Origin of the sequence: Streptosporangium sp. NPDC006013, assembly GCF_040614275.1 — a bacterium.
Taxonomy (GTDB): domain Bacteria; phylum Actinomycetota; class Actinomycetes; order Streptosporangiales; family Streptosporangiaceae; genus Streptosporangium.
On the sequence record NZ_JBEXUE010000149.1, the window covers coordinates 1 to 20,390 of the forward strand.

The 20,390-nt window shown below is 70.3% G+C and carries 17 protein-coding genes; 8 read left to right on the top strand and 9 right to left on the bottom strand.

Annotation, left to right across the window (positions count from 1 at the left end; all coding sequences use genetic code 11):
- Window positions 1-95: 95 nt before the first annotated feature.
- Window positions 96-413: a hypothetical protein gene (locus ABZ260_RS22755; RefSeq protein WP_030920235.1), complete on the bottom strand. Its 318-nt coding sequence runs from the start codon at window positions 411-413 to the stop codon at window positions 96-98.
- Between the two features lie 165 nt (window positions 414-578).
- Here ABZ260_RS22755 and ABZ260_RS22760 point away from each other — a divergent pair, with 165 nt between their 5' ends.
- On the top strand, window positions 579-1,073 hold the full coding sequence (locus tag ABZ260_RS22760; RefSeq protein WP_350925814.1) for a carbonic anhydrase: 495 nt from the start codon (window positions 579-581) through the stop codon (window positions 1,071-1,073).
- 19 nt (window positions 1,074-1,092) lie between these two features.
- Here the strand turns inward: ABZ260_RS22760 and ABZ260_RS22765 are convergent, their stop codons facing one another.
- A complete protein-coding gene (locus ABZ260_RS22765; RefSeq protein WP_355620957.1) occupies window positions 1,093-3,162 on the bottom strand; it encodes a DNA topoisomerase IV subunit B in 2,070 nt (689 codons plus the stop codon).
- 241 nt (window positions 3,163-3,403) lie between these two features.
- On the opposite strand from ABZ260_RS22765, the gene ABZ260_RS22770 reads away from it, so the two are divergent.
- On the top strand, window positions 3,404-3,634 hold the full coding sequence (locus ABZ260_RS22770; protein ID WP_030920243.1) for a hypothetical protein: 231 nt from the start codon (window positions 3,404-3,406) through the stop codon (window positions 3,632-3,634).
- 17 nt (window positions 3,635-3,651) lie between these two features.
- Here the strand turns inward: ABZ260_RS22770 and ABZ260_RS22775 are convergent, their stop codons facing one another.
- Window positions 3,652-4,380, bottom strand: a complete 729-nt coding sequence (locus tag ABZ260_RS22775) for a GNAT family N-acetyltransferase (protein WP_355620960.1) — start codon at window positions 4,378-4,380, stop codon at window positions 3,652-3,654.
- Window positions 4,381-4,426: 46 nt separating this feature from the next.
- Between ABZ260_RS22775 and ABZ260_RS22780 the strand changes: the two genes are divergently transcribed.
- A complete protein-coding gene (locus ABZ260_RS22780) occupies window positions 4,427-5,167 on the top strand; it encodes a peroxide stress protein YaaA (protein ID WP_355620983.1) in 741 nt (246 codons plus the stop codon).
- Between the two features lie 81 nt (window positions 5,168-5,248).
- On the opposite strand, the gene ABZ260_RS22785 is transcribed toward ABZ260_RS22780, so the two are convergent.
- From ABZ260_RS22785 to ABZ260_RS22795, 3 genes are all read right to left on the bottom strand, one after another.
- Window positions 5,249-6,214, bottom strand: coding sequence for a hypothetical protein (locus ABZ260_RS22785; RefSeq protein ID WP_355620963.1), 966 nt, complete (start codon window positions 6,212-6,214; stop codon window positions 5,249-5,251).
- Window positions 6,215-6,323: 109 nt separating this feature from the next.
- Window positions 6,324-7,967, bottom strand: a complete 1,644-nt coding sequence (locus tag ABZ260_RS22790) for an RNA polymerase sigma factor (protein WP_355620966.1) — start codon at window positions 7,965-7,967, stop codon at window positions 6,324-6,326.
- A gap of 244 nt (window positions 7,968-8,211) precedes the next feature.
- Window positions 8,212-10,305: a SpoIIE family protein phosphatase gene (locus ABZ260_RS22795; protein WP_350925825.1), complete on the bottom strand. Its 2,094-nt coding sequence runs from the start codon at window positions 10,303-10,305 to the stop codon at window positions 8,212-8,214.
- Between the two features lie 545 nt (window positions 10,306-10,850).
- Here ABZ260_RS22795 and ABZ260_RS22800 point away from each other — a divergent pair.
- The 5 genes from ABZ260_RS22800 (at window position 10,851) to ABZ260_RS22820 (ending at window position 15,093) form a co-directional block, all read left to right on the top strand.
- Window positions 10,851-11,093 (top strand): hypothetical protein, encoded by a 243-nt coding sequence (locus tag ABZ260_RS22800; protein ID WP_030920255.1) that lies wholly within the window; start codon window positions 10,851-10,853, stop codon window positions 11,091-11,093.
- Window positions 11,094-11,300: 207 nt separating this feature from the next.
- Window positions 11,301-12,812 carry a hypothetical protein gene (locus ABZ260_RS22805; RefSeq protein ID WP_350925829.1) on the top strand — a complete coding sequence of 504 codons (1,512 nt, stop codon included), beginning with the start codon at window positions 11,301-11,303 and terminating at the stop codon, window positions 12,810-12,812.
- 7 nt (window positions 12,813-12,819) lie between these two features.
- On the top strand, window positions 12,820-13,575 hold the full coding sequence (locus ABZ260_RS22810) for a 5-oxoprolinase subunit PxpA (RefSeq protein ID WP_350925831.1): 756 nt from the start codon (window positions 12,820-12,822) through the stop codon (window positions 13,573-13,575).
- Window positions 13,576-13,585: 10 nt separating this feature from the next.
- Entirely contained in the window at window positions 13,586-14,209 is a 624-nt protein-coding gene (locus ABZ260_RS22815; RefSeq protein ID WP_355620971.1) for a carboxyltransferase domain-containing protein, read from the top strand.
- Window positions 14,206-15,093: a biotin-dependent carboxyltransferase family protein gene (locus ABZ260_RS22820; RefSeq protein WP_355620974.1), complete on the top strand. Its 888-nt coding sequence runs from the start codon at window positions 14,206-14,208 to the stop codon at window positions 15,091-15,093. The genes ABZ260_RS22815 and ABZ260_RS22820 overlap by 4 nt, the downstream gene beginning before the upstream one ends.
- Before the next feature lie 99 nt (window positions 15,094-15,192).
- Here ABZ260_RS22820 and ABZ260_RS22825 read toward each other — a convergent pair whose 3' ends face one another.
- The 3 genes from ABZ260_RS22825 to ABZ260_RS22835 form a co-directional block, all read right to left on the bottom strand.
- Window positions 15,193-16,281, bottom strand: a complete 1,089-nt coding sequence (locus ABZ260_RS22825; RefSeq protein ID WP_355620977.1) for a winged helix DNA-binding domain-containing protein — start codon at window positions 16,279-16,281, stop codon at window positions 15,193-15,195.
- A gap of 134 nt (window positions 16,282-16,415) precedes the next feature.
- Window positions 16,416-18,122 (bottom strand): ABC transporter family substrate-binding protein, encoded by a 1,707-nt coding sequence (locus ABZ260_RS22830; protein WP_355620980.1) that lies wholly within the window; start codon window positions 18,120-18,122, stop codon window positions 16,416-16,418.
- Window positions 18,123-18,174: 52 nt separating this feature from the next.
- Window positions 18,175-20,328: an ABC transporter ATP-binding protein gene (locus ABZ260_RS22835; protein WP_355620987.1), complete on the bottom strand. Its 2,154-nt coding sequence runs from the start codon at window positions 20,326-20,328 to the stop codon at window positions 18,175-18,177.
- Window positions 20,329-20,390 lie beyond the last annotated feature (62 nt).

Genomic DNA, 20,390 nt, shown 5'->3' on the forward strand with positions numbered 1-20,390 from the left:
CCGGGCGTCGCGTCCTCCGGCCCCGCGGCGCCACCCGGCAGGTCTCGGGTTTCGGGGCGTGCCCCTCCCGCGGCGCTCGGGATTCGCTCGGGATCTCAGGTGAGCGCCCCCTGGAGCGCGAACCTGATGGCCATCAGCAACTGCCAGGGCTCACCCGACTCCCAGAAGCGGATGACCCGGGCGACACGATCCGGCGGATCGAACCCACCGGCCCCGTACGGCCCAAAACACCCCGCCTCCACGAGGACGGCCACGAACGGGTCGTCCTCCTTCAGGGACCGGGTGTAGGCCGCCGCGTCGAGCAGGGCCAGCGCCGAGCGCGCGTTGCGCCCCCCGTCCCTGGACTCCACCCGGTCCAGCTTCCGCCTGCCCTGGTCACGGAGATAGTCGGCCAGAGATTCCGTCCTGCTCATTACCCTCTCCACCTCCCGGACTTTGAGTGACGACATCATCACTCAATGTGAGTCCAGGTGGTGGGATCTTGGTGAAGTCGTCACCTGAGGCGCCCCCGACAACTCTCACCAAACGGGCATGACGCATCATTAGTCCGTTAACTCCATCGACCGAGGGATGCGTACGTGAGTGCCTTTGACGACCTGCTGGCCGCCAACGAGGAGTTCTCCGCCACGTTCACCGACGCGGAACTGACCGGCAAGGCGGCCCGCGGCCTTGCGGTGGTCACCTGCATGGACTCCCGGATCGATCCGCTGGGTCTCTTCGGCCTGAAACCGGGCGACGCCAAGATCCTCCGCAACGCCGGAGCCAGGGTGACCGACGACGTGCTGCGTACGCTCGTCCTGGCGGTCAACCTGCTGGCGGTGGAGCGGGTGCTGGTCATGCCGCACACCGACTGCGGCATGACCAAGGTCACCGACGACGAGGTGCATGCGATCGCCGCCCGCCGCGGTGTCGACACCCGGAGCCTGGACTTTCACACCGTCCCCGACCAGGACGCGGCGCTACGCCACGACCTCACCCGGATCAGGACCAGCCCGTTCCTTCCGGCGGGCATGCCGGTGGGCGGCGCCATCTACGACGTACGCACCGGCAGGCTGATGCCGGTCGAGATCTGAGCCTCGGGATCCGGCCCCGCTACGCGTCGATGTGGTCGCGGTCGATCTCGGCCGCGCTGCTCACGATGAACTCCCGGCGCGGGGCCACGTCGCTGCCCATCAGGAGGGCGAAGATACGCTCGGCCTCCTCGATGTCCTGGATGCGGACCCTGCGCAGGGTGCGGTGGCGGGGCTCCATGGTCGTCTCGGCCAGCTGGTCGGCGTCCATCTCACCCAGGCCCTTGTACCGCTGGACCGGGTCCTTCCAGCGCTTACCCCTGCGCTCCAGATCACGCAGCACCTTGTGCAGCTCGGCGTCTGAGTAGCAGTAGACGTATTTGCCGTGACCGCGGCTGGGGTTGATGACCTCGATCCGATGCAGCGGCGGCACGGCGGCGAAAACGCGCCCGGCCTCGACCATCGGCTTCATGTAGCGGTGAAACAGGGTCAGCAGGAGGCAGCGGATGTGCGCCCCGTCGACGTCGGCGTCGGCCATCAGGATGACCTTGCCGTAGCGAGCCGCCTCGATGTCGAAGGATCGGCCGGAACCCGCCCCCATGACCTGGATGATCGCGGCACACTCGGCGTTCTTGAGCATGTCCGCGACGGACGCCTTCTGCACGTTCAGGATCTTGCCCCGGATCGGCAGCAGCGCCTGGAACTCCGAGTCGCGGGCCGCACGGGCGGTGCCCAGCGCCGAGTCACCCTCGACGATGAACAGCTCGCTGCGGTCGACCTCGTCGCTGCGACAGTCGACCAGCTTGGCGGGGAGCGCCGAATTCTCCAGGGCGGTCTTGCGGCGCTGGTTGTCGCGGTGCTCCCGGGCGGCGATGCGGGCCTTGGCCGCCGCGACGATCTTCTCCAGGACCGCGCGGAGCTGTGGCTTCACAGTGCGCGACGGATTGGCGAGCAGCTCCTTGAGCTCGCGCGAGACGACGTGGGCGACGATCCGGGAGGCCGCCGAGGTGCCCAGGACCTCCTTGGTCTGGCCCTCGAACTGCGGCTCGGGCACCCGGACGGTCACCACCGCGGTGAGACCCTCCATGATGTCCTCGCGGGTGACCGGGGCATCGCCGTTCTTGAGCAGGCGGGTCTCGCGCAGCTGCTCGTTCAGAGTCCGGACGAGGGCACGCTCGAAGCCGTTGACGTGGGTGCCGCCCTTGGGGGTGGCGATCACGTTGACGAAGGACCTGACCGTGCTGTCGTAGCCCTTGCCCCAGCGCACCGCCACGTCCACGGTGAGCTCGCGCTGGACCTCGGTCGGGGTCATGTGCCCCAGGTCGTCGAGGACGGGGACCGTCTCGTGGAAGTGGCCCACGCCCCGCAGGCGCAGTACCTCGCAGACCGCCTCGTCCCGGGCGAGGAACTCGGTGAACTCCGAGATGCCGCCGTCGAAGCGGAACTCCTCCTCGGCCGCCTCCTCGCCGCGGCTGTCACGCACGGCCAGGGTCAGGCCGGGGACCAGGAACGCGGTCTGGCGCAGGCGGACGTGGATCTCGTCGAGGGAGACCTCGGCCTCGGGGAGGAAGATCTGGTGGTCGACCCAGAAGCGCACGCGGGTGCCGGTGACGTTCTTCGCGGCGCCGCCGTCACGCAGCCCCGACTTCTTCTTGAACTTGGCCTTGGGCCCATCGCCGTCGAAGACGCCGGGAACGCCCCGACGGAAGCTGATCTCGTGGATCCGGCCGTAACGGTCGACCTCGACGTCCAGCCGCGAGGAGAGGGCGTTGACCACGGAGGCGCCGACGCCGTGCAGGCCACCGGAGGCGCCGTAGGAACCGCCACCGAACTTCCCGCCGGCGTGCAGCTTGGTGTAGACGAGCTCGACGCCCGCCAGGCCGCTCTTGGGCTCGATGTCGACGGGGATGCCCCGGCCGTTGTCACGGACCTCGATGGAGCCGTCGGCGTGAAGTTCGACCTCGATGCGGGTGCAGCAGCCGGCCAGGGCCTCGTCGACCCCGTTGTCCACGATCTCCCACAGGCAGTGCATGAGACCGCGACTGTCGGTCGACCCGATGTACATACCGGGGCGCTTGCGAACGGCTTCCAGCCCCTCCAGCACCGACAGGTGGCGGGCCGTATAACCCGTCTCCGCGCTAACTGCGGTCACACCCACTCCCAGCTCTGTCGAACACGTGTGCGCAGCTTACCGTTCTTCCCACCGCGACGCGTACAAGCTTGCCATCCGGTGGACAACGACGTTACATCCAGCGTGATCATCGTTACTTTCGGCCGCTTTCCGCTCTGGGCGTAGCAGGGGGTCGGTTGGGAACGTTCGTATCGGGTTAGATGTTCTCTCAAGTGACTGACGCCAGATCCTCCACCTCAGGGGATGACCTGAAAGGCGATACGTGACTGGAACCCTCGCCCCCGCCAAGCAGCTGACCGCTGCGGACCGCTGTGACCGGTGCGGCGCCCAGGCCTACATCCGCGCGACCCTGCCCGTAGGTGGGGAGCTGCTGTTCTGCGCCCACCACGGGCGTCAGCACGTAGCCGTGCTGAGAGACAAGGGTGCCAACATCCAGGACGAGTCTGCGCGTCTCAGTGACGCTCCGGCAACGGCAGGCAACGACGAACGATAACCAGACGGATGGAGCCATCAGCGGACCCGATAGTGATATCGGCCCGCCACTGTGAAGCCGTGGCGCTCGTAGAGCGCCCTGGCCACCGTGTTCGACTCCACCATTACTAAATATGCCCGCTGCGTGCCCTGCTCTCGCGCATGTGTGAGCAGGGCGCGTAACACCTTCCGCCCGTGGCCCTTGCGCCGCGCGTGCGGCACCACGGCCATGGAGTAGATCCCGAACCACTCCCCCTGAACCACACCCCGCCCCACGGCCTCCTCGCCGAGCGAGGCGTATGTGGCGGGCACACCGGTGAGGATCCGCACGGCCGTCGCCAGACCGTCGCCACCGGACCTCCCGTCCACGCTCCACCAGGCGTCCAGCCACGCCCGCGAGGGCGCTTCGGCGAGATCGACCTCTTCCCGCGACGCGCCGACGCCGTTCCCGGGCGCCTCGGGCACCAGGCCCACCGTCATGACCAGCGTTGGATCGACCACCCGATAGCCACGCGCGTGCAGTAACGCGTCCAGGCCCGGCGTGGCGCCACCTCCCACCGAGAAGACGCAGGGCAGGCCCCGGTCGGCGTAGAACTTCTCCGCCGCCTCGACGCCCGCTTCCAGATCCCCCGGCTCACCCAGCGGCAGCACGGAGTTGGCCCGCTTGGTCACCCCGTCCGCCGCGCGCAGGATCCAACCACCCGCGTCCACCCGGTGAATCGCCGGCCAGGCCTGGTCGACCAGCCGGTCGAAGACCTCATCGATCATGCTGCAGGATCCTAACCCCTCGGTCGCCGCACTACGCTCGGTGAGTGTGCTGATTCTGCTGCCTCCGTCCGAGGGAAAGGCCGCGCTGGGTGACGGCCCCGCCCTCGACCTGCCCCGGCTGAGTTTCCCCGCCCTCACCCCGCCCAGGCAGCGCGTCCTGGACGCGCTCACCGCCCTGTGCGAAGGTCCCGCCGCACGGGAGGTGCTCGGGCTGTCGCCAGGACAGGCAGGCGAGATCGGCAAGAACCTGCTGCTGCGCACCGCGCCCACGCTGGCCGCGGCCGACCTGTACACCGGCGTGCTCTACGACAACCTTCACCTGGCCTCGCTCTCCCCCGAGGCCGCGGCGCGGGCCTCGGAGAGGCTGCTGATCTTCTCCGGCCTCTGGGGTCTGCTGCGGATCGGCGACCGCGTACCCCCGTACCGGCTGTCGATGGGGGTGCGACTGCCGCCGCTCGGCGGTCTTGGCGCCTTCTGGCGCCGATCGATCACCCCGCTGCTCGACGCCGAGCCCGGTCTGGTGGTTGATCTGCGCTCGGGCACCTACGCGACGGCGTGGCAGCCGGGTGGCAGGGCGGTGGCGGTGCGGGTGCTCAAGGAGGGGAAGGTCGTCAGCCACATGGCGAAGGCCACTCGCGGCGCCATAGCCCGCTCGCTGCTGGAGGGGGACGTCGATCCACAGAGCCCCGAGGAGCTCACGAAGGTCCTGGACCACCTTGGGCACTCCGTCACTCTCTGTCCACCTCCCAGGGGGAGGCAGTCATGGATACTCAACGTAACGGTGTGATATTCACCACATTTCCCTTATCGCCCCATGGCAAGACCGGGCGGCACGCACTGGATCCGGCGTGCGCGTCTCGCGCCCCGCTCACGCCGGGACAAGGCGGAGCCGCCCGCAGGCCCGCTCGAACTGCTGAGCGGGATCACCCAGATAGGACCACGGCAACCGGCTGACCCTGCCCCCGGTACGCGTCAGGTGCCCGCGCGCGGGCCTGCGCAGGTCCGCCAGGTAGAAGGCGGCCCCGAACAGGTTGTGCGCCTCTATCGACCGTGGATGGCTGTCGCCGCCCAGCCAGCGGCCCGCGTGCGAGACGATCTCGCGCAGCGCCCCGTCCGAGAACCAGCCTCCGCGCGACATCGGGGACCGCTCGGCGGCCACCTGTTCGAAGTGCGCCAGCGGCAGCAGGGCCGGCATCGGGTCCCCGTCGGGCGCCCGCGACACGGCCTGCCTGGCGAACTCCAGCATCTCCTGGGCACTGCCGCCCCAGGCCGGTGACAACGTCATGAGCCTGGCCACATTGGCCGGGAACAGCGTCGGATAACGGCGAACGGTTTCGAACCAGACCGCGTCCTTCTCCTGGCGCGGCCGGTCGAGGCCGAGATAGAGCCACATGATCGACTCCCAGGGCACCGGATCGGACGGCACGAGCGCCGCCGCGGTGAAAAGCGGCTGCCTGGCTCTCTCCATCGCCGCCTGGAACGCCTGCAGACGCTGCGCCTGCACGGCCCGGGCCTTGACATCCGGCTTGATCGTCCAGGCTTCCTCGATGCGGGTACGCCCGAGCCAGAGCCACAGGTCGGGGTTGGCCCGGTCATGGAGCGCCAGCGTCTCAATGGCGCCACTGTGGCCGACGGCCGCCCTGGCCAGCGCCTCGACCCTGAGCGCGCGTCTCTCCGGATCGCCACGGGCCGCGCCGAGCGTGAACGTACCGCTCTCGAACACCCTCCGGCGCACCGCGGCGACCGCGTCGTCGAGCATCACGTCCGCCCACGGACGATCGACGATCACCCGCAGCCTCCGGGCGCGAATCCTGTCAACTTCGGCCACACCCATGAGGCGGGAGCCTAGAAGTTCGTTTCACACCCCGTGCTACCGGCCTATTACACCGGCGTTAATGACGTGGGGCCCGCACCGGACAGTGCGGGCCCCCTGTCAGAAAGCCTCAGTCAAGGTAGTCACGCAGGACCTGCGACCGGGACGGGTGGCGGAGCTTGGACATGGTCTTGGACTCGATCTGCCGGATGCGCTCGCGCGTCACCCCGTAAACCTTGCCGATCTCGTCCAGCGTCTTCGGCTGGCCGTCGGTCAGGCCGAAACGCATCGAGACCACGCCCGCCTCGCGCTCGGACAGCGTGTCCAGAACGGAGTGGAGCTGCTCCTGCAGGAGCGTGAAGCTGACCGCGTCGGCGGGGACGATGGCCTCGGAGTCCTCGATGAGGTCACCGAACTCGCTGTCCCCCTCCTCACCCAGCGGGGTGTGCAGGGAGATCGGCTCGCGACCGTACTTCTGGACCTCGACGACCTTCTCCGGGGTCATGTCGAGCTCGCGGGCCAACTCCTCGGGAGTGGGCTCGCGCCCCAGGTCCTGAAGCATCTGCCGCTGGACGCGGGCCAGCTTGTTGATCACTTCGACCATGTGGACCGGAATGCGGATGGTCCGCGCCTGGTCGGCCATGGCTCGGGTGATCGCCTGCCGGATCCACCACGTGGCGTAGGTGGAGAACTTGTAGCCCTTGGTGTAGTCGAACTTCTCCACCGCGCGGATCAGGCCCAGGTTGCCCTCCTGGATCAGGTCCAGGAAGAGCATGCCCCGGCCGGTGTAGCGCTTGGCCAGCGAGACCACGAGGCGGAGGTTGGCCTCCAACAGGTGGTTCTTGGCCCGGCGGCCGTCCTCGGCGATCCACTCCAGCTCGGCGCGGACGTCGACCGGGAGCCTCTCGCCGTCGGTTCCCAGCTGCTCCTCGGCGAACAGACCGGCCTCGATCCGCTTGGCGAGCTCGACCTCCTGCTCCGCGTTGAGCAGGGGGACCTTGCCGATCTGCTTGAGGTAGTCCTTGACCGGGTCGGCGGTGGCGCCGGCGGCGGCGACCTGCGGCACCGGGGCGTCATCGTCGTCATCGGAGAGGATGAGGACCTCGTCCTCATTGACCTCGATGGCCTCGGCCTTGGGCTCCTCCTCGGTTTCGGCCTCGGCTTCCACCTCGACCTCGACCTCGACCTCGGCGACGGCCTCCAGGTCGAAGTCCTCGAGCTCGACGTCCTCGAGCTCGATGACCTCGTCGTCATCGCCGGCGAGCGACTTCGACTCGGACGCGGGAGCCGGAGCGGCTACCTCGGGACCGGCCTTCTTCGGCGGGGCCGGAACCGGCTTCTTGGCAGCCGGGGCGACCTTCTTGGCCGGCGCCGCGGGCCTCTTGGCCGCGGGAGCGGGCTTCTTGGCCGCTGCCGCGGGCTCAGAACCGCCGACGACCGCGGTGACGGTCTCCGGCTGCTCCTTGGCCGCCGCGGCGGTCTTGGTCTTCTTGACGGCGGCGGGCGCGGCCGGGGCAGTGCGGCGCTTGGCCGGAGTGCGGGACTTCTTGGGACCCGCGGAGTCCTCGGCAGTCAGCCGTACGGTAATGCCCTCTTTGCTGAGGCTTCGCAGGATTCCAGCGACCTGCGCCATCGGAATGTCCGCTTCCTCGACGGCCTTGCGGACATCCTCGGACTCGAGGAACCCCTGCGAGCGCCCCCGCTCCATCAGCTGCTGAATGACGGGCTCGTTCAGCTCGGATGGCTTCGAGCGAGTCGAACTTGCAGGCGACACGAACACCTCTCGAAGGAAAGCGAGACGAGAATGGACCCAGATGCCCAACTAGGGGCACTTCTACCTCTAGTTGTGGTTAGCGAGGCCGCGCGAACCGCGACGCACCTGTCCAGCATTGTGGCATGACACCGTGATCCATACGGCCGCCTCCTGGCGGTTGCCCTCCACCCTAGGCCGACCAAGAGAGTAGTGCGTACGGAAGCGAGGCACCGATACCCGAAAGCAACCGTTATGACTGTTTCATTCAGTCACTCTTCGTGGCCGCGGGAACGTGAATCGCGAGCACCGTGACGTCGTCATCCTGCTCATATCCAGACAACATCCGGTCGACAAGGAAATCTAGCAACATGTGAGGGCTTCCGACCACTTCAGCCGGCGCTTCGGTCACAACAGAGCAAAGATCAGCGAGTCCGGCATCAAGACCACGCTTCCGGTTCTCCACCAGACCATCCGAATACAGGACGGCGGTGTGGCCCGGCGGGACACAGAACCTGAACTGCCTGCGACTCGTGGGCCAGCCCAGCGGGGTGCCCGGCTCGCCGTCACACAGTATCGGCACGCCCTCAGGGGAGACCAGCAGGGGCGGCGGGTGACCGGCCAGCGCCAGCGTGCCCTCTCCGGTGCCGGGCTCGACGACCATGTAGGCGAGGGTCGTGACCTGCTCCTCCTCCTCGGTCGCCTCGAAGACCCGGTCGAGGCCGGTGAGGACCGCCGCGGGCGGCGGGTTGGTCAACGCCAGGGCCCGCATGGCGTTGCGGATGCGGCCCATCCCCGCCGCGGCCTTGACGCCCTTGCCCATGACGTCGCCGACCACCGCCGCGACCCGGCCGTCCTGGAGCACGAACGCGTCGTACCAGTCACCACCGACCTGCACATGGCGGCTTCCCGAGCGGAACCGCTGGGCCAGGACCAGCCCCCTGACCACCGGCAGGCGATCGGGCAGCAGGCTGCGCTGGAGCGTCTCGGCGGTGCGGTGCTCGCGCTCGAACAGGGTGGCCCGCTCCACGGCGAGGGCGCACTGCCCGGCGAGCGCCTCCAGGAACACCCCGTCCTCCTGGGAGATCTTCTGCGGGCGGGTGAAGGAGAATCTCAGTGCCCCGAGCGCGCGACCCGCGGCCAGCAGCGGCAGGCCCACCCAGGCCCGCTCGTCACTGTGGGCGATGAAACCGGTGATGCTGTCGTCATCGCCGCCCGCGTCGACCAGTTGGGACCGCAGGCTGTCCGGCGACTCGGCGAAGACCGGGCGCCGGCTGTTGACCGCCATGGTCATCACGCTGGAGTGCGACAGCGGGATCTCCTCGCCGGGCGCGCCCGGAACGTCGGGGATGCCACCGCTGTTGACCAGCTTCAGCGCGGCCCGGTCGACGTCGAGCAGCGCCACCGCCGACCGGTCGGCGGCCAGCGCCGTACGACCCACGTCGATGATGACCTGGACCACCTGCTCGACGGTGAGCGCCTCGGCGAGCAGCGCCGTGGCACCCTGCAGGCGCGCGGTCCGCAGGGCCGCGGCGCCGAGCTGATCGGTCAGGCGGCCCCGCATCTCCTCGGCCTCGCGCTGCGGGGTGACATCGGTGTTGGCCCCCACCCATTCGACGACCCGGTTGTGCCGGATGATCGGGACGGCGCGCACCTCGAAGTGCCGGTAGCCGCTGGCCCGGGTGCGGACCCGGTAGCTCCACTCGAACATGATCCGGCCGCGCAGCGCCTCACGCCAGGCCTCCTCGGTGTGCGGGCGGTCGTCCGGGTGGACGGCCTCCAGCCAGCCGTGGGTCAGGTACTCCTCCAGCCCCTGGCCGGTGATGGCCCGCCACTGCGGCGCGTCCTCCTCCACGACGCCGTTGGGCGCGGTGATCCAGACCAGCTGGGACTGGGCCTCGACCAGCGAGCGGTATCGCTCCTCGCTGCGCCTGAGATCCTCCTCGACCTGCCTGCTGTCGGTGATGTCGACGCCGACCAGGCAGATCGCGCGCAATGCGCCCTTGTCGTCGTGGATCGGGGAGAAGGTCAGCGACCAGTGGTGGGTCTCACCACCGGCGGTGCGCACCCGGATCCGCTGGTCGCCGTCGACCGAGGCCCCCGCGACCATGCTCCGCACCGAACCCTCGATCAGGGCGGTCAGGTCGGCGGAGAGCAACTCACCGGGGGCCCGGCCGACCAGGCGCTCGGCGGGCAGGCCGACCACGTTGGCGAAGACCTCGTCGACACGCTCGAAACGACCTCCGGGGTCGAAGAACGCGAAGGCGAACGGCGACTGTGACAGCAGGCCCTGCAGCAGGCCGGAGTCTGAGATGTCCACACCCGACTCCCGGGGACGGGGCACGGAGGTTTCGGCGCTCATGGTCGGCACCTCCGTCGCGTGCCAGGGTCTCCCACGAGGCACATCTCCAAACTTGCGAATTGGCGTAGCGCGGCTCCGGGGGACCGGATCCTGGAGTACATCATCGGCGATGGGCAGGCGCGGACGGAAGCCCCGCCCAAGATGCGGTCAGCACACCCCGGGAACGCCACCGCTCCGATGACCGGGATCCCCGGGCCGACACGCCGGGGCTCCCGTACGGGCGGCGACCAGTCGGCGTTGCGCCTTCGAACGTTTGCGGCCAGGACCCTAGCAGGATCGCGCCGGACCGTCCCGGCAACTGCCCACCTCATCTCCGTCGGGCTTGCAGGCGAGATCAGGCTACTGACTCGCCGTCAATTCGGCTCCCTCTTCGGGGACACTCACTTACTCCACTGTTGCAGGATTCAGTCAAGATACGGGGTCAGCTTCCCATATCAGGGTGCCGAGGGTTGACACTCCCGAGATAAGTTGTGGAATGAGAACGCACGTCCCCGCCGACATATCCGGGGGATGCTCCCGGGAAACTCCGGAGGAATGCGACATCTATGCCCGTTCTTGCCACCCGCTCCACCGGGCCTTCAACGACTTATCACGAGCCGGTGACATCTCACCTGGCCGCCGAGTTCCTGACCGTTCCCGTCGAGACCGTCGGCAGGTGCGTGGCAGAGGTCTGTGCCTGCGCGGAGCACCTCGGCATCGAGGCGACGCCCGAGGTCGTCGAGCGTGTCGCCCGCGAGCATCTACTCGCCCTTGTCAACTCCGCGCCGCCGCCCCGCGGTCCCCGGTAGCATCGGGGAACCCGGCCGTCTCTACGCACCGTTTGGACCGGGAATGCGAGAAGGTTGGGACGTGAGCGAGCGAGGCGAGCGGGCCGATCCGCACGGCGACGGCCGCGCTGAGCTCACGCGGCCGACGGGGGAGGCTGAGACTGCTTGAGCCGGCGACACCGTCGAGACCCCAGAGAGAGCCAGTCCCCTGAGGCGGTCTTCTCCGAGATGTTGCTCGCCGCTCGCGAGCTGCTGGCCGTACGCAGCCCGCTGGACGCCGAACTCATGGTCTCCGACATGGTCGGAGCCTGGTGGGGGCGCCGGCTGAAACGCGGGGACGCCGAACAGGTCCTCGGCGAGGGCCTGGTCGACTACGCGGCCAAGGCCGGCTCGCCCGCCGCGCTCACCCTGCTGATCGCGCTGGCCTACCTCGGCACGGCCCGCCAGGCCGCCAAGGCGGAGGGCGCCGCGCTGGCGCTCATGGAGCGCGGTGTGGCCAGGCCCCGCTGGGCCGACCGGCTGGGTGCGGTCAAGACGACCGGCTGCTTCGTCTCCCGCGACGCCTACGGCGATCAGGACACGGTGGTGTGCACCTTCGGCTACCGGGGCGCCGACAGCGGCGAGGACCGGCACGCGCTGGTCGTGATCGTCGACTACAACATGCGCGGCATCGCCCGTGACGCCTGGGTCTCATCGCACGTCGACAAGCTGCTGGAACAGGCCAGAGCCGAGGCCGAGGACAATCCGATGCTCAGGTTCGGCCAGATCGAGCCGCAGCAGGCCAGGGCGCTGCTCGAATCGGCGATGAAGGCCACCGCGGAGTACGGCCACCGCAGGACGGCCGCGCCGGTCAGCGACAGCTACAGCGCCTACCACGCCTTCGCCAGGTCCCGGATCAAGGCGCTGCCGCCCGGCCGGAAGCGGCCGGCCCCGCTGCACAGCGAGGCCCCCTACAGCCGCGACCGCCGGGCGATGCTGGCCGCCGAGTTCCTCTCCTCGGACGCGGCCGAGCACCTGTCCGACCCCTCCGCGGCCTCCCGATGCGCCGATCACATCATCGACTACGGCTGCGACCAGGATTTCGGCCGTCCACTCCGGGTCAGCCCGACCAAGTGCGAGACCTTCCTGCTCGACTGGCTGCCGCGCAAGGTGATGCTCAGCACCGCCGAGCAGGAGGCGGTGCCGCACGTGCTGGGCGCCTGGGCGCGTTTCGCCGCCGGCCGGACCGGGCTGCCGGACGAGGGGTTGCGAGCCACGCTCGACGCGGTCTGGGAGGCGACGGGCAAGTTCGCCGAGTCCTACCGCGATCCGACGACCTTCGGGCTCGACCGCGACCTGCTCGACCGGCTGCTGCCGGACGGCGACCTGTCGGCACTGGCCAGGCGGGTGTTCGCGTTCCCTTTCCTGCAGGGCACGCACGGCGAGATCCAGCTCGGCCTGCTCAACCCCGCGGACGACGCCGACCGGCGGATCCTGCTGGGCATCGACCACGCGGGCGAGCTCACCCGGCCCGACCACGACGAGCATCTCGCCTGGCACGAGGAGATCGCCGCCCGGCTGTGGGAGGGCGATCCGCCGCAGCTCTGGGAGGCCGCGCAGCGGCTGCTGGACCTGGGCCACGACCGGCACGACGTGCTGCACGTGCTGATCGAGATCGCCGAGCGCATCGGCGACGACCCCGAGGAGCTGGCCATCGCCCTCGACGACATCGCGGACATTCCCGATGAGCCCCCGGTGTAGGTGAATCATGATGATCGATCTCAACGCCGATCTGGGCGAGGGCTTCGGGATCTGGCGGCTGGGCGAGGATGCGGCCCTGCTCGAACTGGTGACCAGCGCCAACATCGCCTGCGGGTTCCACGCGGGCGATCCGCTGACCATTCGCCGCACGTGCGCGGCGGCGATCGACCGGGGGGTCGCGATCGGCGCCCAGGTGTCCTACCGGGACCTGGCCGGGTTCGGCCGCCGCGAGATGGACGTCGACCCGGAGGAGCTCTGCGCCGAGGTGCTCTACCAGCTGGGGGCGGTGGACGGCATCGCCAGGGCGATGGGTGGCCGGGTCTCCTACGTCAAGCCGCACGGCGCGCTGTACAACCGGATCTGCCGCGACCCCGAGCAGGCCGGGGCCGTCGTGGCGGCGGTGGCCGACTACGACCGGGACCTGCCGCTGTTGACCCTGCCCGGCTCCGCCGTCCACGAGATCGCCGCCGGGGAGGGGGTCACCACGGTCGTCGAGGCCTTCGCCGACCGCGCCTACACCGGTGCCGGAACGCTGCTCTCCCGCCGCTCCCCCGGCGCCGTGCTGCACGACCCCGGTACGGTCGCCGCCCGTATGGTGCGGATGGTGACCGAGGGAGTGGTCGAGGCGGTGGACGGCTCGCTGGTCCCCGTCGAGGCGCGCTCGATCTGCGTCCACGGCGACACCCCCGGCGCGGTGCTGGTGGCCCGGGCCGTCCGCGACGGCCTGGTGGACGCCGGGGTGACGCTGAGGTCCTTCACTTGAGGGGCCGGCGGTGATCCGGCGGGCCGGGGAGCGGTCGCTGCTGGTGGAGACCGGCTCGCTGGAGATCTCCCACCGGCTGGACGCCCTGCTGCGGGCCGATCGGCCGGCCGGGGTGGTGGAGATCGTGCCCGGCCCCACCACGGTCCTCGTCAGCGCGCCGGGGGCCGACCTGACGCGCCTGCGGGACCGGCTCCTTCACCTGCTGGAGACGGGGGCCACGATCGGCGCGGGTACCGCCGCGTCGGCGCCGGCCGTGACCATCCCGGTCGTGTACGACGGCGCGGACCTCGACGAGGTGGCCGCGCTGAGCGGCCTCTCCCCCGGGGAGGTGGTCGAGCGGCACACCGGGCGGGAGCTGGTGGTGGGCTGGCTGGGCTTCGCCCCCGGGTTCGCCTACCTCACGGGGCTGGATCCCGCGCTGCGCGTGCCACGGCTGGACACCCCGCGAACCTCGGTGCCCGCCGGATCCGTGGCGGTCGCCGGCCCCTACTCGGCGGTCTACCCCTCGGCCTCCCCCGGAGGGTGGCGGCTGCTCGGCCGCTCCACGACGGCGGTCTGGGACGTGACAGCCGACCCGCCCACCCTGCTCACGCCGGGGACGCGGGTGCGTTTCCTGGCGGTCGGCGAGCCATGATCGAGGTGATCGCGCCAGGGTCGTACGCCACGGTGCAGGATCTTGGCCGGCCCGGGTACGCCCATCTCGGAGTGCCCCGCTCGGGTGCCGCGGACGAGCCGAGCCTGCGGCTGGCCAACCGCCTGGTCGGCAACCCGGAGGGCGCCGCGGGGATCGAGCTGACCTTCGGCGGCGCCCGGCTGCGCTTCACCACCGGGACCTGGGTCGCCGTCACCGGGGCCGCCTGCCCGCTGGAGCTCCTGCGACCGCGTAGGACTGCCGACGACGCGGCTCCCGGCGTGCCGGCCCTGCAGGGGATGTGCGCGCCTTTCTGGGTGCCCGCGGGCGGCGAACTGCGCACCGGGACGCCGGAAACCGGCCTGCGCACCTACATCGCCGTCCGTGGTGGCCTCGACACGCCCGTCACGATGGGGAGCCGGTCGGCCGACTCGCTGTCCGGGCTCGGCCCTGCCCCGCTCCGCGCCGGAACGGTCCTGCCCACGGGGCCGACGGACGGCCTGCCGCCGATCACCGTGGATGCGGCGCCCTCGCCGGAGCTTGGAGCGGGCGTCCTGCTTGTCCTGCCGGGTCCCCGGGAGGACTGGTTCGTCCCCGGAGCCCTGGCCACCCTGTGCGCGGAGCCGTACGAGGTCGGCCAGGACAGCAACCGGGTGGGCGTGCGAATGCGCGGTGCCCGCCTGGAACGGGCCCGGGACGAGGAGCTGCCCAGCGAGGGCATGGTGACCGGGGCCGTCCAGGTGCCGCCCAGCGGCCAGCCGATCGTGTTCCTCGCCGACCATCCGCCGACCGGCGGCTACCCGGTCATCGCCGTGCTGACCTCGGCGAGCCTCGCCAGGGCCGCCCAGCTCCGCCCCGGCGACCGGGTACGCTTCCGCCGCGGCTGAACCGCTCCTCAGCGGAGCCGGCGGGAGGGCACTTCGGGCACGAGGTTCGGTATTCGAACACGGGAGCCCCGGTCGTGACGGCTTTCGAAGCCGGAGCCGTCAGCGCAGCAGCTCGGACACCCGCTCGGTCTCGGCTGCGAGGGCCGCGGCGGGCACCTCCTCCAGGAGGTCGACGACGATCTTCTTGTCCTTGGCCTCCCAGATCCCGGCCACCCGGCCCTCGTGGATCACGACGGGGGAGATCCAGCCGGCGGCCCGGCTGACCCTCGCCTTCGCCTTGGCGGGCAGGAGGGGCTCCAGGTCACGAGGGGCGGCGAGGATGTACTGGTCGAAGCCTGGCAAGAGGTGGACCCCGGTGGCGGGCCGGGTGCCGGTCAGCTCGTCGAGGTGCTCGGCGAGCATGACCATCGGCCGGCCGCCGACCTCGATCTCGGCCAGCTCGGGGGTGAGGTCCCGGAACCAGCCGCGCAGCGCCGCCTTGCGGGCCGCCCCGCGGTAGAGCCAGCCGTCGAACGTCTCGGGGGTGCCCGGGCCGTGGGCACCGAGGAAGGAGCGGAGCAGGCGCACGCCGCCCTCCGCGGCCGAGGGGAGCTCCGCCGGCCAGCCGGGCACCCAGTCGCGGGGGCTGACGAAGGTCACCCTCCCCTCGCGTGGCGGGCCGTAGCAGAGCTCACCGAGAAAGCTCAGCGGCTTGAACAGGGCGCCCCAGCCGGAGGTGAGCGCCTCCTTCAGGTGGGCGTCGCCGGTGATCTCGATGACCCCGTCGACCAGTTCCTCGCGAGTGAGGGCGCGGCCGGCGAGCGCCTTGGGCACGGCGTCGAGGATGGCGGCGACCTCGGCGGCGGTGACCCCGTGGCCCCGCTGCCAGGAGCCCTTGTCCCAGTTGCGGAACGAACCGAGGACGGCGGCGTAGGAGGCCAGCTCGTCGGCGGGGACGAGGTGCAGGGTGCCGCGCGCCGTCCAGGTCTTGACCAGGCTGCGGTCTCGCCACAGGGCATCGTCGATCTCATCGGGTCTCGGCCGCGCGCTCCGCACGGCCACCGCCAGGCCGGCGGAGGAGGCCACCTGCGCCTGCACCCCGGTGAGCCTGCGCACGACGGAGACCGGGTCCGGCCCGTCTGCCGGGTCCACGAACTGCCGCTTCAACCGCCACGCGAGCACCTGGGGCCAGGTAACCGAGATGACCATGGCCCACTTCTACACTCCGCTCCCGACAGAAAGCGCGCCCGTCCCGCTGCCGAGCGCCTCCCGGGCTCCTCGGGTATTCGGCCGCCTGAGGACCGCGAGACGCCCCGCCCGACCGGGCCACCCGCACGGCCGCGTCACCGGGTGAAACCGATGTCCTGGTACCTCAGGTCGTAGAAGCCGCGGGCGCCGAAGTTGGCGACCGTGCTCTTGACCGCGACGTTCTGCGGTCGCTGGTAGAGCGTCACCACGTTGACCGCCTGCCAGATGAGCTTGTCGGCGGCGTTGGTGTCGGCGATGGCCCGGCCGGGGGCGAGGGCGGCGGTCGCCTTGTTCATGGCAGCGTCGATCTGCGGGGAGCCGATGCGGCCGAGGTTGGCGTTCCACTGCCCGGTGTCGTCCGGGCGCCTGGTGGCGTCGGCGTACTGACCGTAGGCGCTGGAGACGGGAAACGGCGTGCCCATGTATGCGAAGGCAGTGATGTCGTAATTGCCGGGAATTATGTATTTGGTGAAGTAGTCATCGGTGGGTACCGACTGGAGAGTGACCCCGACACCGATCTGGGCGAGCATGTCCTGGACGAGTTCGGCCTCGGACTTGGTGAGCTGCAGGCTGGACGGCAGGACGAAGCGCAGGTTCAGCTCCCTGCCGTCCTTCCTTCTGATCCGCCCCTCCAGCTTCCAGCCTGCGGCGTCCAGCTCCCGCCCGGCTTGAACGGGGTTGTAAGTACCGATCTCACCGGCGTTGTCCTGGTAGCCCTCCTGGGTGTTCATGAAGAAGTGGTTGTTCAGCAGGACGATCGGCCAGTCGAGGCCCTGAAGGTCGGACTGGGCGACGGCCTGGCGGTTGATACCCATCGCCACGGCCCTGCGTACCCTCCGGTCGGACAGCAGGGCGCTCTCGCCGTTCATCGTGATGTGCCGGAAGTCGGGCCCGGCCGCCTGCCGCACGATCGCGCCCGGGGTGGCCTTGACGCGTGCGTAGTCGGGCGCGGACGGACCGATGTCGAAGGTGTCGAGCTCACCGTTGCTGAAGGCCCCGACCAGTGCGTCGCTCTCCAGGGAGCGGTAGATGATCTGATCCAGCTTGGCCCGCTCTCCCCACCAGCGGTCGTCCCTGGCGATGGTGACGGTCTTGGCGGTCGGATCGAACGAGACGAACCTGAACGGGCCGGCGGTCACCGGGATGCGGTTCAGCCAGGCGTTGTTGAACGCCTCGGAGGTGGCGTTGGTGCTTCGGGGGTACAGCGGCGCGAACAGCGACTGCCAGTCGCCGAAGGGTTTGGCGAAGGTCACCACGACCTGGTGGTCGTCCTTGCCCCTGGTCACCTTCTCGATGTCCTGGTAGCCGGTGGTGCTCGCCACCCGGTAGTCGCCGTTGCGGCCGTTCATCGCCTGCCACTGGGCCCGGTAGTCCTCCCAGGTGATCGGAGTGCCGTCGGACCACCTGGCACGCGGGTCGAGGGTCAGGGTGACGACCTGCCTGGGGCCGTCCGAGGTGACCCTGCCCGCCGACAGGTAGTCGGTGTTCGGGGAGATCTGCCCCTTGGCGTCGGAGCGGAACGGCGAGGGCATGAGGGCGTCCATGACCTTCTTGACCGTCGCCAGGTTGCCGTCGACATGGTTGAGGTTCCAGTTGGCCGGATACTCGCTGAGCCCCCAGCGGAGCACCCCTCCGTCCACGACCCGGTCGCGGGCGACGGGGTTGACGTCGTAGGCCTTGATCGCCGAGATGGACCCGCTCCCCGTCCCGCCCCCGCCACCGCAGCCGGTCAGAACCGGCGAGACCGCCAGGACCACGGCCAGCGCGGTGGCGAGCGCGCCCACGCGCCGGATCGATGTCACTGTTTTCCTCCCGGAGGATACGACTGGGCGAACAGAAGGGCACTCGGCTGGATCATCCGGCGCCGAACCTCTCGGCGAAGTGGCACGAGACTCCGTGGTCGTCTCCGAGCCGGCGCACCTGGGGTTCCTCCTCCACACAACGCCTTCTGACGGTCTCGTCGAGGGACCTGAACAGGGGACAGCGGGTGCGGAAGCGGCAGCCGGAGGGAGGATCGGCCGGGCTGGGCAGGTCTCCCTCCAGCAGGATCCGCCTTCTGGAGCGTTCCATGACCGGATCCGGCAGCGGGACGGCCGACAACAGTGCCCGCGTGTAGGGATGCATCGGAGTGTCGTACACCCGGCCGGCCTGCCCGATCTCGGCGATCCTGCCGAGATACATGACCGCGACCCGGTCCGCGATGTGCCGGACCACGGCCAGGTCGTGCGCCACGAGCAGGTACGACAGGCCCAGGCGGGCCCTCAGCTCCGCCAGCAGGTTGAGCACCCCGGCCTGGATGGACACGTCGAGCGCCGAGACCGGCTCGTCCAGCACGACCAGCCGGGGCTCCAGGGCGAGAGCGCGGGCGATGCCGATGCGCTGACGCTGCCCCCCGGAGAAGTCCTGCGGATAGCGGGCGGCGTGACCGGCCTCCAGGCCGACCATGCCGAGCAGCTCGCGGACCCTCGGCCCCACCTCACGGCTGCCGTGCGTGCGCAGCGGCTCGGCGAGAATGTCGTAGACGGTCATCCTCGGGTCGAGCGAGGCCAGCGGGTCCTGAAAGACGACCTGCATGTCGCGCCGGACGGCCATCCGGTCGCGGGCGCTCATCTGTGCGGTGTCGCGGCCCAGCACCGTGATCCCGCCGCTCTGCGGTGCGGCCAGTTCGAGGATCTCCATCAGGGTGGTCGTCTTGCCACAGCCCGACTCCCCGACCAGGCCGAGCGTCTCACCCTCGCGGATGTCGAAGCTGACACCGTCCACCGCGCGGACCGTGCCGACCCGCCGCCGCAGGAGCCTCCCCTTCACCAGGGGATAGTGCTTGACCAGGCCCTCGACCGCCAGGACCACCTCACGCCCGCCACGCGGCCGTGACCGCTCCCCGGCGACGGAACCGACAGTGGGACCGGCAGTGGGACCGGCAGTGGGACCGACGGCGGGACCGGGGCCGGTCGCCTCCCCCATGATGGCGTGCACACCGTAGATCTGGGCGGGTGACCACCCCTCCGCCTCGATCTCACCGGAGCGTACGCAGGCCGCGAGGTGGCCGGGCGAGCCCACCCGTACCGGCTCGGGCTCGGACTCGGCGCACGCCGGGACGGCGATCGGGCAGCGCGGCTCGAACGGGCAGCCCGGCGGCAGCGCCGCCGGTGACGGCGGGCTGCCCTCGATGGGCACCAGCGGCTGCTCCCGGCCGCGGTCAAGGCGCGGGATCGAACCGAGCAGGCCCATGGTGTACGGCATGCGGGTGCGGTAGTAGACCTCGTCCACCGAGCCGACCTCGACGGGGCGCCCGGCGTACATGACGAGAACCCGGTCGGCGAACCCGGCCACCACCCCCAAATCGTGGGTGATGATGACGATCGCCGCGCCCGTCTCCCGCTGCGCCGTCTTCAGCACCTCCAGCACCTGAGCCTGGATGGTCACGTCAAGCGCGGTGGTCGGTTCGTCGCAGAGGATCACGTCGGGGTCGTTGGCGATCGCCATCGCGATCACCGCGCGCTGGCGCATGCCGCCGGAGAACTCGTGCGGGAACGCCCTGGCGCGCTGCGCCGCGTTGGGGATGCCGACCAGGTCGAGCAGCTCGACGGCGCGCCTGGCGGCCTGCGCGGCGCCGATCCGCCGGTGGACGCGGACCGCCTCGGCGATCTGGTCGCCGACCCGGTAGACGGGGGTGAGCGCGGAGAGCGGGTCCTGGAAGACCATCGAGATGGTCTTGCCGCGGAACGCGGTGAGTGTCCTCTCCGGGGCGCCCAGGATCTCCTGTCCGCGCAGCCGCACCGACCCGGTGACGTGGGCGTGCGGCGGGAGCAGGCCCATCACGGCCAGCGAGGTGACCGACTTGCCGGAGCCGGACTCACCGACGATCCCGAGCACCTCGCCCGGACGGACCGCGTAACCCATTCCCCTGACCGCGCGGACCGCGCCGGGGCCCAGGCCGAAGGTGACGTCGAGGTCGCGCACCTCGAGCACGGGGTCGGCGGGCACGAGGTCGGTTCCGGCCCTCACCGGCAGGGGACCGGCCCCGGCGCCGCGCCCGCCGGTCCGGCCGCTCCGGGATCTCGCGTCCG

Coding starts and splice junctions, on each gene's coding strand:
- ABZ260_RS22805 (WP_350925829.1), top strand. CDS start 11,301: ATGTTGCTCGCCGCTCGCGAGCTGCTGGCCGTACGCAGCCCGCTGGAC.
- ABZ260_RS22825 (WP_355620977.1), bottom strand. CDS start 16,281: ATGGTCATCTCGGTTACCTGGCCCCAGGTGCTCGCGTGGCGGTTGAAG.
- ABZ260_RS22775 (WP_355620960.1), bottom strand. CDS start 4,380: ATGATCGATGAGGTCTTCGACCGGCTGGTCGACCAGGCCTGGCCGGCG.
- ABZ260_RS22785 (WP_355620963.1), bottom strand. CDS start 6,214: ATGGGTGTGGCCGAAGTTGACAGGATTCGCGCCCGGAGGCTGCGGGTG.
- ABZ260_RS22800 (WP_030920255.1), top strand. CDS start 10,851: ATGCCCGTTCTTGCCACCCGCTCCACCGGGCCTTCAACGACTTATCAC.
- ABZ260_RS22755 (WP_030920235.1), bottom strand. CDS start 413: ATGAGCAGGACGGAATCTCTGGCCGACTATCTCCGTGACCAGGGCAGG.
- ABZ260_RS22795 (WP_350925825.1), bottom strand. CDS start 10,305: ATGAGCGCCGAAACCTCCGTGCCCCGTCCCCGGGAGTCGGGTGTGGAC.
- ABZ260_RS22820 (WP_355620974.1), top strand. CDS start 14,206: ATGATCGAGGTGATCGCGCCAGGGTCGTACGCCACGGTGCAGGATCTT.
- ABZ260_RS22810 (WP_350925831.1), top strand. CDS start 12,820: ATGATGATCGATCTCAACGCCGATCTGGGCGAGGGCTTCGGGATCTGG.